At 72.0% G+C, this 11,902-nt stretch carries 10 protein-coding genes; 6 read left to right on the top strand and 4 right to left on the bottom strand.

From position 1 onward, the window contains the following. Nucleotides 1-63 precede the first annotated feature (63 nt). Complete coding sequence (locus OHA34_RS14615) at nt 64-675, bottom strand: hypothetical protein (RefSeq protein WP_329521925.1); 612 nt, start codon at nt 673-675, stop codon at nt 64-66. A gap of 196 nt (nt 676-871) precedes the next feature. Continuing rightward, complete coding sequence (locus tag OHA34_RS14610; RefSeq protein WP_329521924.1) at nt 872-2,320, bottom strand: M1 family metallopeptidase; 1,449 nt, start codon at nt 2,318-2,320, stop codon at nt 872-874. 200 nt (nt 2,321-2,520) lie between these two features. On the opposite strand from OHA34_RS14610, the gene OHA34_RS14605 reads away from it, so the two are divergent. The 5 genes from OHA34_RS14605 to OHA34_RS14585 all read left to right on the top strand — a co-directional run bounded on the left by OHA34_RS14605 (nt 2,521) and on the right by OHA34_RS14585 (nt 7,496). Next, a complete protein-coding gene (locus OHA34_RS14605; protein ID WP_285941580.1) occupies nt 2,521-3,306 on the top strand; it encodes a helix-turn-helix domain-containing protein in 786 nt (261 codons plus the stop codon). A 221-nt stretch (nt 3,307-3,527) separates the two neighbouring features. Continuing rightward, nucleotides 3,528-4,565, top strand: a complete 1,038-nt coding sequence (locus OHA34_RS14600) for an iron-siderophore ABC transporter substrate-binding protein (RefSeq protein ID WP_329521923.1) — start codon at nt 3,528-3,530, stop codon at nt 4,563-4,565. Beyond that, nucleotides 4,562-5,605: a FecCD family ABC transporter permease gene (locus tag OHA34_RS14595; protein WP_329521922.1), complete on the top strand. Its 1,044-nt coding sequence runs from the start codon at nt 4,562-4,564 to the stop codon at nt 5,603-5,605. The genes OHA34_RS14600 and OHA34_RS14595 overlap by 4 nt, the downstream gene beginning before the upstream one ends. Continuing rightward, complete coding sequence (locus OHA34_RS14590; RefSeq protein WP_329521921.1) at nt 5,602-6,654, top strand: FecCD family ABC transporter permease; 1,053 nt, start codon at nt 5,602-5,604, stop codon at nt 6,652-6,654. Before OHA34_RS14595 ends, OHA34_RS14590 begins: the two co-directional genes overlap by 4 nt. Beyond that, nucleotides 6,651-7,496: an ABC transporter ATP-binding protein gene (locus OHA34_RS14585; protein ID WP_285941573.1), complete on the top strand. Its 846-nt coding sequence runs from the start codon at nt 6,651-6,653 to the stop codon at nt 7,494-7,496. Before OHA34_RS14590 ends, OHA34_RS14585 begins: the two co-directional genes overlap by 4 nt. Here OHA34_RS14585 and OHA34_RS14580 read toward each other — a convergent pair. Beyond that, on the bottom strand, nt 7,387-8,151 hold the full coding sequence (locus OHA34_RS14580) for an oxygenase MpaB family protein (protein ID WP_329521920.1): 765 nt from the start codon (nt 8,149-8,151) through the stop codon (nt 7,387-7,389). The genes OHA34_RS14585 and OHA34_RS14580 overlap by 110 nt on opposite strands. Nucleotides 8,152-8,283: 132 nt before the next feature. Here OHA34_RS14580 and OHA34_RS14575 point away from each other — a divergent pair, with 132 nt between their 5' ends. Continuing rightward, a complete protein-coding gene (locus tag OHA34_RS14575; RefSeq protein WP_329521919.1) occupies nt 8,284-9,774 on the top strand; it encodes an aldehyde dehydrogenase family protein in 1,491 nt (496 codons plus the stop codon). Between the two features lie 99 nt (nt 9,775-9,873). Here the strand turns inward: OHA34_RS14575 and OHA34_RS14570 are convergent, their stop codons facing one another. Then, entirely contained in the window at nt 9,874-11,862 is a 1,989-nt protein-coding gene (locus OHA34_RS14570) for a WD40 repeat domain-containing serine/threonine protein kinase (protein WP_329521918.1), read from the bottom strand. Nucleotides 11,863-11,902 lie beyond the last annotated feature (40 nt).

Raw genomic sequence — 11,902 nt, 5'->3', positions numbered from 1 at the left:
CAGCGTAACCAAACCGGCGTGAGCGTACCGCCGATCAGACCGGACGCGCCGCCCGGAATCGGCTCAGGGCGAGGACAGCCAGGGCTCGCGCAGGTCGAGATAGGTCCACTCGCCCTCGTAGAAGGCCATCATCTTGTCCATCTCGTCCCGCATCTCCTGCGGCGGTTGGCTGCGTTCGCCCTCCCTGGCCTCGGCCTCGGAGGTGAAGTAGGCGGCTTCGGTGAAGCCGCCGTCCGCGTGGTAGGCGGTGATGCTGCCGATGATGTCGGGCCGGAACCCGCGCAGCGCCTGTTCGTCCATGTCCCGCAGGTAGGCGCGCAGCCCTTCGAGGTCGCGGATGCGGCCCTGGATGACCTGGACGAAGCCGGCGTCGTCGGAGCCGCCGTCCATCATGAGGTCGACGTCGGTGCAGTCGTGGAAGGTGACCTCGCCGCGGAACAGCTTGGAGGTCTCGGTCCACCACCGGTGCTGCTCTGGACGCTCGCTGTTGCGGCGCGCGGCCTCGACGGACGCGAACCGGACGATGCCGATGAAGGTCCCGTCGTCCGTCACCCCCGCAGTGGTGCCGAGCCACCCCTCGGCCGAGGACTCCAGTTCGCGCTCCCAGCGGTCCAGGGCCTCCTTCAGTTCGGCACGGTCTGCGGCGAGCCCGCCTTGGATGATCTGTACGAACATGGTCTCCTCCCCCGTTGAGATCACTGTCTGGAGGCACGGCCGTCGATGACCGGCCCTGATTCGACGCTATGCCAATGACCTGGCCAGGGACAACTCTCCGTGAGGACGGCCGCTCGGAGAAGGCTGCTGCGCGTAGTCGCGTTCACGGCCCAGGCCGAGCGGCCGGATCAGGAGCGGGCGGCCGGGCGGCCTGTGATCACCAGGCGGGGGGCTTGCCCGCCGAGTGGATCCACGTGGTGAAGAACCGGCCGAGGTCCTGCCCGGAGATCTTCTCCGCGAGCGCCTCGTACTCCTCGGTGGTGCCGTTGCCGTACTCGTTCTCCGCGAGCCAGGTGCGGGTGAGCAGCAGGAACCGCTCGTCACCGATCTTGTGCCGGAGCTGCTGGAGCGCCATCCCGCCGCGGAAGTAGACCGAGCGGTGGAACATCTGGTCGCGGGTCGGGTCGGCGGTCGGGACGTCCCAGAAGCCGGGCCGTCCCGGCGGGATGGGCGGCGGGCTGTCGTACAGCGCCCCGAACGCGTCCTGCGCGGACTGGCCGCCGTGCTTCTCGGCCCAGAACTTCTCCGTCCAGAGCGCGTAGCCCTCGTTCAGCCAGACGTCCTTCCAGCGCGCGGGGGTGACGCTGTTGCCGAACCACTGGTGGCTCATCTCATGGACCACGCCCTTTTCGATGGGCTGCTTCTGGTACGTGGGACGGGTCTGGGTCTCGATCGCGTTGTCGAGGTTCAGCGGCGGGACGAAGTTGTTCTCGATGATGGAGCCGGTGGAGGTGAACGGGTAGGGCCCGAAGTAGCCGGCCAGTTCGTCGGTCGCCCGCGTGGTCCAGCCCGGAGTGGAGAGGGAGTCGGGGTCCGACGCCACCTCCGGGTCGACCGCGTCGAGCTGCTGGATGCCGGTGCGGGTCGTGGTCGTGGAGACGTTGAACCGTCCGATCGAGGCGGTCGCGAGGTAGGTGGCCATCGGCCGGTCCTCCCGCCACAGGAAGGTGTCCTTGCCGCCGGAGTTCCACTGCTCGACCAGACGGCCGTTGGAGATCGCCTTGAGGCCCTGCGGCACGGTCGTCTCGATCGTGAACAGCGCCTTGTCGCGCGGGTTGTCGTTGGCCGGGAACCAGGTGGAGGCGCCGTTGGGCTCGGAGGAGATGGTGGCGCCGTCCCTGGTGTGCAGGAACCCGTACGGCAGGTCGAAGATGATCGGGCCGCCCAGCGTCTCGGGCACGCCGTCGTACCGGACGACCACCGTGAACGAGCTCTGCCTGCGCAGGCCGCCGCGCGGCGTGATCTCCAGCTCGCGTTCGCCGGTGCGGGCGAACGGGGCGGGGTGACCGTTCACGCGGACCGACCGCACGTTCATCTTGTACAGGTCGAGGTTGAACCGGGACAGGTTCTGGGTGGCCGTGGCGGTGATGGTGGTCGTGCCGGTGAGCCGGTCGGTACCGGGGTCGTAGGCGGTCTTCAGGTAGTAGTGCCCGACGTCGTATCCGCCGTTGCCGAGGTCGGGGAAGTAGGGGTCGCCGAGTCCGGGCGCGCCGGGTTCGTACCGGATGCCGGCGGTGGCGGCGGCGGGCGTGAGCAGTCCGAGTGCCACGGCGCCGACCGCGGCGATCGCCAGCGGAAGCCGGTGCGCCGATCTGAGAATCGCCATCGAAGGGCCTCTCGTCGAATCGAACGATCACCTTCGGATGATCTGGAAATGATCATCGTTCATCCCCGGCACGATGAACAGCCGATCTCGGAAGGATGCACCGTCCGAAGATAAGGTAAGCCTAACCTTGGAGGTGTCCGGCCCGCCTCCGCAGTACCGGGATGAGGAGCCATGCCGCTCGTGCCCGACCGCGTGCTCCCATGACCGGGGAGACCCGCACGCCGCCCGCCTCCGCGGCGGGGACGGCCCGGATGCCGGTCGAGACGCCGTTCGCGATCGCGGGCTGGAGCGGGGCCATCTCCCGCGACACCGTCTGGAACGAGCACTCCCACCCCTTCCATGAACTGCTCTGGAACGAGCGGGGCGTGTCCACGGCCGTGGTGGGGCGGCGGGTCTGGACGGTCACCCCCGTCCTGGGCCTGTGGATGCCCGCGGGCACGCCGCACTCCGGCTCGGCGATCGCCGGTACCCGGTGCCACGCCGACTACCTCGGATTCGGCGGTATGCCCTCGATCCTCCAGGCGCCCGTCGCGGTCGAGATCACCCCGCTGCTCCGGCTGCTGCTCGAGCGGCTCGCCGACACCGGGCTGTCCGCCGGCTCGCGGGCGGTGACCGGGGCGATGGTGCTCGACGTGCTCACGCCCTCCGCGCGCGAACTGCTCGTGCACCTGCCCGTCTCCGACCTGCTGCGCCCGATCGTCGACGCGGTCCGGAGCGATCCCGGCGATCAGCGGACGCTGGTGGACTGGGCGTCCCGGCTGGCCGTGAGCGACCGCACGATCACCCGTGCCTTCAACGCGGAGACGGGCACCAGCTTCGGGCGGTGGGTCGCGGCGGTGCGCGCCCAGCATGCGATCGAGCTGCTCGGTCGGGGCCGGGGGATCGAGGTCGTGGCCGAGGAGGTCGGCTACCGGTCGGCGAGCGCGTTCAGCGCGGCCTTCCGGCGGACGACCGGGCTGACCCCGGGGGCGTTCCGGGCGCGCTGAGTCCGCGGGCGGCGCCCGGCCTCGGTGTCCCGATCTCGATATCGGGTGTCCCGAAGGCTTGATTGCCACAACTCGGACCTACCTCCTAAAGTGCTGGCCAAGGCAAGCCTTACCTAACTAATTTTGCGTTGCGGCCGTACGGCGTACCGCTCTACGGACGCCCACCGCGATCCGGACGTGCGAGGGCCGGCACCGGCGGATTCCTGAAAGTGGAGCACGGATTGAAACGTCCACACAGCCTTCGCGTCCTGGCCGTCCTGGCCGTCCTGCTGGGCAGCGTCGTGGCCTGCGGCAGCTCGCCGGAGAGCGAGCGGGTGAGCACGGGCGGCGGCTCGGCCGCCTTCCCCATGACGATCAAGCACGCGCTGGGGACGACCACCATCCGGGCGAAGCCGAAGCGGGTGGCCACGGTCAATTGGGCCAACCACGAAGTGCCGCTCGCCCTCGGCGTCGTCCCGGTCGGCATGGCCGCCGCGAACTTCGGCGACGACAACGGCGACGGGGTCCTGCCCTGGGTGGAGAAGCGCCTGAAGGAGCTCAACGCCAAGACGCCCGTCCTGTTCGACGAGACCGACGGCGTCGACTTCGAGGCCGTCGCCGACACCAGGCCGGACGTGATCCTGGCCACCTACTCGGGCCTGACCGAGCAGGACTACGAGACGCTGAGCAAGATCGCCCCCGTGGTGGCCTACCCGGACGCCCCCTGGGCCACCCCGTGGCGCGAGATCATCCGGATGAACAGCAAGGCCATCGGGCTGGCCGCCGAGGGGAACCGGCTCATCGGCGGGATCGATGGCGACATCAAGCAGGTCGTCGCGAAGTACCCGCAGCTCAAGGGCAAGTCGGCGATGTTCATGACGCACGTCGACCCCAACGACGTGAGCCAGATTGGCTTTTACACCACGCACGACACCCGCACCCTCTTCTTCGAGGACCTCGGGCTGACGATCCCGGGCAGCATCGCCGAGGCGTCCAGGGGCACCGACAAGTTCCTCCTGAGCCGGAGCGCGGAGCAGGTCGACATGTTCTCCGACGTCGACATCATCACCGGATACGGCGACGGGAAGGGCGAGCTGCTCGGCAAGCTCGGCACCGACCCGCTGCTGTCGAAGATCCCCGCGGTCAAGCGCGGCTCGGTGTACCTGCTGCCCGACGGCAAGCCGCTGAGCACCGCCGCGAACCCGACGCCCCTGTCGATCTCCTGGGTGCTGGAGGACTACGTCAAGGCGCTCGCCGAGGCCGCGGACAAGGTCAAGTGACGACGGCCGACACCGACCGCCCGCCGGACGCCGCCCTCGTGCGGCGTCCGGCGCGCATCCGGATCCTGTGGCTGCTCGTCGCCGTCCTGGCCCTGGCCGTGCTGATGGCGGCCTCCGTCGCCCTGGGCTCGCGGGACGTCGCCTGGTCCGACGTCTGGGCGGCGCTCGGCGGCGCGGACGACTCCATCGAGCAGGCCGCGGTCGCCAAGCGGATCCCCCGCACCCTGCTCGCGGTGCTCATCGGCGCCGCGCTCGGCCTCTCCGGCGGCGTCATGCAGGGCGTGACCCGCAACCCGCTGGCCGATCCGGGAATCCTGGGCGTCAACATGGGCGCCTCGCTCTCCGTCGTCACCGCCGTCGCGTTCTTCGGGCTCACCTCGCCCACCGGGTACATCTGGATCGCGATGGCGGGGGCCGCCCTCTCGGCCGTGTTCGTGTACACCGTCGGATCCCTCGGGCGCGGCGGAGCCACCCCCCTCAAGGTCGCGCTCGCCGGTGCCGCCACGTCGGCGGCCTCCGCGTCCCTTGTCAGCGCCGTCGTCCTGCCCCGCAACGACATCGCCGGGAGCTTCCGGCTCTGGCAGATCGGCGGGGTCGGCGGCGCGTCCTACGAGCGCATCGGTCAGGTCCTGCCGTTCCTCGCCGCAGGGTTCGCCGTGTGCCTGCTGTGCGCCCGCGCGCTGAACTCGCTGGCCCTCGGCGACGAGCTCGCCGCCGGACTCGGGGAGCGCGTCGCCCTCATCCGCGGCACGGCCGCCCTCGGCGCCGTCGTGCTGTGCGGTGCGTCGACGGCCGTCGCCGGGCCGATCGGCTTCGTCGGACTCGTCGTCCCGCACGCGTGCCGCCTGCTCGTCGGCGTGGACCACCGCTGGATGCTGCCGTTCTCCGCCCTGGTCGGCGCGTCGCTGCTCACCGCCGCGGACGTCGTCGGCCGCGTGGTGGCCCGGCCCGCCGACATCGAGGTGGGCATCGTGACGGCACTGATCGGCGCCCCGTTCTTCATCCACATCGTCCGCCGCCAGAAGGTGCGTGAGCTGTGAGCGCCCCCGCCCCCGCCCGGGCGTCCCTCGTCCAGGCCGTCGCCCGCGGTCGCCGCCGGCGCGCCCACCGGCGCCGTGCCGTGGTCGCGACGCTGGCGGTGCTCGTCGTCGCCGGGTTCGCCGTGACGCTGATGGTCGGGCAGACGTTCTACCCGCCGCGCGACGTGGTCCGCGTCGTCCTCGGCGAGCAGGTGCCGGGAGCGTCCTTCACGGTCGGGGGGCTCCGGCTGCCGCGCGCGGTTCTCGCCGTGACCGCGGGATTCGCCTTCGGCCTGGCCGGCGTCACCTTCCAGACGATGCTCCGCAACCCGCTGGCCAGCCCCGACATCATCGGCATCAGCTCGGGGGCGAGCGCCGCGGCGGCCATCGCGATCGTGTCGCTCTCGCTCGGCGGGACCGCGGTGTCGGTCTTCGCGATCGTCTCCGCCCTCGGCGTGGCCCTGCTGATGTACACCCTGGCGTTCCGGGACGGCGTCGCCGGCACGCGGCTCATCCTGATCGGCATCGGGATCTCCGCGATCCTCGACAGCGTCACCTCCTACGTCCTGTCCCAGGCCGCCGAGTGGGATCTCCAGGAGGCCACGCGCTGGCTGACCGGCAGCCTCAACGGCACGACCTGGAAGCAGGCGCTGCCCGCCCTCGTCGCGGTGGCCGTCCTCACCCCCGTCCTGCTGTCCCTGGCGCGCGACCTGTCGGCGATGCAGCTCGGCGACGACACCGCCGCCGCACTCGGGGTCCGCGTCGAACGCACCCGCATCGCGGTCATCGTCGCCGCCGTCGGCCTGATCGCCTTCGCCACGGCGGCGGCCGGGCCGATCGCGTTCGTGGCGTTCCTGTCCGGCCCCATCGCGGCCCGGCTCGTCGGCGTGGGCGGCTCCCTGCTCGTGCCGTCCGGGCTCGTCGGCGCCCTCATGGTCCTGGTCGCCGACTTCGCCGGGCAGTTCGCGTTCGACGTCCGCTACCCGGTCGGCGTCGTCACCGGTGTTCTCGGAGCGCCGTACCTCGTCTTCCTGATCGTCCGCACCCATCGGGCCGGAGGCTCACTGTGACCACGTCCCACTCCCTGGTGGCCGAGAGCCTCACGCTCGGCTACGGCGACCGCGCCGTCATCGAGTCCCTCGACCTGGTCGTGCCGCCCGGCGAGATCACGGTCATCGTCGGCGCGAACGCCTGCGGGAAGTCGACGCTCCTGCGCTCGCTGTCCCGGCTGCTCTCCCCCCGGGAGGGCCGTGTCGTCCTGGACGGCAGGGAGGTGCACCGCATGCCCGCCAAGGAACTGGCCCGCACGCTCGGCCTGCTGCCCCAGTCGCCGGTCGCGCCCGAGGGCATCACCGTCCTCGACCTCGTCTGCCGCGGACGCCACCCCCATCAGGGCGTCTTCTCCCGCTGGACCACCAAGGACGACGCCGCGGTCGCCGCCGCCCTGGAGGCGACGCAGACCACGGGACTCGCCGACCGCGCCGTCGACGAGCTGTCGGGGGGACAGCGCCAGCGGGTCTGGATCGCCATGGCGCTGGCCCAGCAGACCGACCTGCTCCTTCTCGACGAGCCGACCACCTTCCTCGACGCCAGCCACCAGATCGACGTCCTGGACCTGCTGACGGACCTGAACCGCACCCGCGGCACCACCATCGTGATGGTCCTGCACGACCTCAACCTCGCCGCCCGCTACGCCGACCACCTCATCGCGCTCGCCGACGGCGGCCTCCACACCTGGGGCACCCCGGCCGAGGTCCTCACCGAGGAGAGCGTCCGCACCGTCTTCGACCTCGAGAGCCGCATCATCGAAGACCCCGTCTCCGGGCGCCCCCTGATGCTCCCCATCGGCCGCCACCACGTCCGGTCACAGCCCGCCCTGTCGCCGAACCACGCCCGGGAGGCTCACCGCTGAAGGCGGCGCCCGCGGTGCGGCGGTGCCCCGGCCCGGAATCCGCCGGACTCCGGGCCCGGGACGCGGAGCCGAGGTTGAGGAGGATGTCGGCCAGCTTGCCGCCCTCGGGCGTCGGGCCCAGCACCGGGGTCAGGACCTGGTCGGCCTGGGCGCCGGCCTCGTCCCACGACTTGGGGATGTACTCGTCCTCGATGCCGAGCATGTGCGCGGCCACCTGCCACGAGTGCAGGAAGCCCTCGGACTCGGCGGCGGGGATCGGCACCTTCCACTCGACCAGGTTCCGTATGACGGTCGTGGGCAGGCTGTGCCAGGTGACCATCATGTCCCGCTGGCTGATCGGGATCTCCTCGTCGGCGACCTTCGACCAGTACGGGGACTTCGGCAGCAGGTGCCGCACCCCCGCATGCGCCAGCCGGGTCTTGACGCAGGTCACGATCATCTCGCCATCGGGCTCGTAGGCGTTCGACGTCCCGATGTCGTACCCGAGCTTGGCGGTCTTGGTGATGCGGTCCTTCATGTCCGCGCCGCCCTTGGAGTAATAGACCGCGCGCGCCTCCCTGGGGATGACCGTGCTCATCATCCCGCTGGCGAAACCGTAGGTCACGCCGAGCAGGTGCTCGCGGGCGCGGCTTCGGGACGGGAGCCGGGCGGTCACCGGGGGTTGCGCTCAACGGGATTCGGACGTCTCATTGGGGCTGCCAAGCTCCGTAGCGGTGTCCGGAGATCTCGGACGCCTGTTCGACGGGCCGCGTGGTCGCGGCCGGACGGCCCGGATTGGGGATGCGCTATGTCGACGGCGACAGTGGACGACAGGGTCACCGCCTTCGTGACCGACCCGCTGCGAATGTTCATCGACGGGCAGTGGGTGGAAGCGGCGTCGGGGAAGACGTTCGCCACGCCGGACCCGGCGACGGGCGAGACGCTCGCACAGGTGGCGGAGGGCGACGCGACCGACATCGACAGGGCGGTCGACGCGGCCCGCCGAGCCTTCGAGGAGGGGCCCTGGTCGCGGCTGACGCCCTCCGAACGCGGCCGGCTGATCTGGCGGATCGGCGACCTGGTCCTCCAGCACGCCGACGAACTGGCCCAGCTGGAATCGCTCGACAACGGCAAGCCGTACGCGGTCGCCAGGGCCGCCGACGTGCCGCTGGCGGCGGACCTGTTCCACTACATGGCCGGCTGGGCGACCAAGATCGAAGGCAACACCATCGACATCTCGGTGCCGTTCATGCCCGGCGCCAACTTCCACTCCTACACGCTGCGCGAGCCGGTGGGCGTGGTCGGCCAGATCATCCCGTGGAACTTCCCGCTGCTGATGGCGGCCTGGAAGCTCGGCCCCGCGCTGGCGACCGGCAACTGCGTCGTCCTCAAGCCGGCCGAGCAGACCCCGCTGAGCGCGCTGCGGCTGGCCGAGCTGATCGCCGAAGCGGGCGTGCCGGAAGGGGTGGTCAACGTCGTGCCCGGGTACGGCGAGACCGCCGGAGCGCGGCTGGCCGCCCATCCGGGGGTCGACAAGGTCGCCTTCACCGGCTCCACCGAGGTCGGCCGCCTGATCGTGCAGGCCGCCGCGGGCAACCTCAAGAAGCTGACGCTGGAACTGGGCGGGAAGAGCCCCAACATCGTGTTCGAGGACGCCGAACCCGGCGCGATCGCGGGCGCGGCGAACGCCATCTTCTTCAACCACGGGCAGTGCTGCGTGGCGGGCTCGCGCCTCTTCGTGCACCAGAGCAGGTTCGACGAGGTCGTCGAGGGGGTGGCCGAGATCGCCAGGTCCATCAAGCTCGGTCCGGGCATGGACGCCGATACGCAGATGGGGCCGCTGGTCTCCGACGAGCAGCTCCGGCGGGTCACCGGCTACCTGGAATCGGGGCGCGCGGACGGCGCGACCACCGTCGTCGGCGGCGGCCGGCACGGCGACCGCGGCTACTTCGTCGAGCCGACCGTGCTCACCGGCGCCGGCGCCGATATGCGGATCGTGCGTGAAGAGATCTTCGGACCGGTCGTGGTCGCCGCGCCCTTCCAGGACCTGGACGAGATCGCTGCCGCGGCCAACGCCACCGAGTACGGCCTGGGCGCGGGCATCTGGACCAAGGACATCTCCAAGGCGCACGCGCTGGCCAAGAAGATCCGCGCCGGCACGGTCTGGATCAACTGCTACAACGTCTTCGACGCGGCCCTGCCGTTCGGCGGCTACAAGCAGTCCGGCTGGGGACGCGAGATGGGCCACGAGGCCCTCAACGCCTACACCGAGGTCAAGGCGGTCACGACCCAGTTGTGAGAGCTCCGGGTGGGGGCGCGGGGACGGGCGTCCCGGGCGCCCCCACCCGGATGCCCCGGACGGGCCCGCCGACGTTCCGGGACGGACGGCCCGCAGGCCCTAGCGGGAGGCGGGGACGGGCCACAGGCGGACGGTGCCGTCGGAGCTGCCGGTGGCCAGGGTGCGGCCGTCCGGACTGAACTTCAGGCTGAGGATGACGCCGGTATGGCCGGTCAGGTCCGGGCCGATCTGCCGGCGATCGGCCAGGTTCCACAGCCGTGCCTCGCCGCCGCTGCTCCCGGCGGCCAGCGTGCGGCCGTCCGGGCCGAACGCCATGGTGTAGCACCGGCCGCGGCACGGGAAGGGCGCGCCGATCTGCCGGTGGTCGGACACGTTCCACAGCCGGGTGAGCTCACCGCCGCCCGCGGCCAGGGTCCGCCCGTCCGGGCTGAACGCCACGCCCTCGACCCAGGAGTCGAACCCGGTCATGTCCGCGCCGAGCTTCCGCTTGTCGTAGACGTTCCACAGTTGCGCGACGCCCTCGCTGTTGCCGGTGTCGAGGTTGCGCTCGGTGCCGGTCGTGCCGACGGCCAGGGTGCGGCTGTCCGGGGCGAACGCCAGGGCCTCCACGTTGCCGGCCCGGGTCTCCAGGGCCGGCCCGACCTTCCCGTCGTCCAGGTCCCACAGCCGCACGTACTGGTTCCCGTTGCTGGTGGCCAGGACGCGGCCGTCGGGGCTGAGCGCCATGTCGGTGAGCGGACCGAGCCCGGTCTCGAACCCGTTCGACCGTCCGCCGCCCGGCAACCGCCAGATCCGCATGAAGCCGTCGTCGCCCCCGGTGTACAGCACGGTGCCGTCGGCGCCGACCGCCACCGCGTTGACCCCGTCGGGGTGGCGGACGGGCTTCCCGAGCTGTGCGCGGCCCGCCACGTCCCACCGCCGCACCGTCGCGTCGTCGCTCGCGGTGACCAGCGTCCGGCCGTCCGGGGTGAAAGCCACGTCCTTGACGGAGGCCGTGTGCCCGCGCAGCGGCCAGCTCACCGGTGGGGCGGCGGACCGGGACGCGGACGGGGCGGTACGTGCGGACGAACCCGACCACGGCGCCCAGGCCAGGACGGCGGCCAGCACCGCGCATCCCGCCAGCGCGCCGCCGCCCGCCACCAGCCGGCCCCGGTACCTCGCGATGCCGGGCCCGGACGCCGGGGCGACCGTGGGCGCCGGGGCGCCGAGCAGCCGGGCGATCTCGGTCCGCCGTTCGTCGATCAGCCGGTGCACCGCGGGCGGCCAGGGCCGGACGGCCGGGGCGACCTGCCCGATCATCGACAGCAGCCGGCCGGGCGCGGGCCGCTCGCCCGGGTCCTTGGCCAGGCAGGCGAGGATGATCGGGCGCAGCCGGTCCGGGACCCCGGTCAGGTCGGGGTCGAGGTGCACGACGTTGTAGAGGGTCTGCGGCACCCCGGGGCCGTCGAACAGGCCCCGGCCGGTGGCGGCCATGGCCAGCACCGACCCCAGCGAGAAGACGTCGCCGGCCTGCGTCGGCGGCAGGTCCTCGGCCTGCTCGGGCGACATGAACCCGGGCGTGCCGGCGAGCAGGCCGCCCTGGGGCCGGTCGCCCTCGTCGCCCTCGACGGCCCGCGCGACCCCGAAGTCGATGACCTTCGGGCCGTCGGCGGCCAGCAGCACGTTGGACGGCTTGAGGTCGCGGTGCACCAGCCCGGCCCGGTGGATCTCCAGCAGCGCGGCGGCCAGCCCCGCCGCCAGGCGCAGCACCGATTGCTCCGGCAGCGGGCCGGCCGCCCGGACCGCCTCGCTCAGCGACGGGCCGGGCACGCACACCGACGCCAGCCAGGGGGTCTGCGCGTCCGCGTCCGCGTCGATCACCGGGGCCGTGTACGCGCCGGAGACCGTGCGGGTGGCGGTCACCTCGGCGCGGAACCGGTCCCGGAACCCGGGGACGTCGACGAGCCGGGCGTGCACCAGCTTGACCGCGACCAGCCGCCCGTCGGGCGCGGACCCCAGCAGCACCCGGCCCATGCCGCCCCGGCCGAGCTCGGCCAGCATCCGGTAGCGCCCGACCCGGACTGGATCGGACCCGGTCAACTGCCGCATGGCCATCCCTTCCCGCGCGGGCCCGATGGACGGTTGGCGC

It is taken from the genome of Spirillospora sp. NBC_01491 (assembly GCF_036227065.1).
Classification (GTDB): Bacteria; Actinomycetota; Actinomycetes; order Streptosporangiales; family Streptosporangiaceae; genus Spirillospora; species Spirillospora xylanilytica.
Note: the sequence above shows the minus strand (reverse complement) of the source record. Positions and strands in the feature narration are given on the sequence as shown.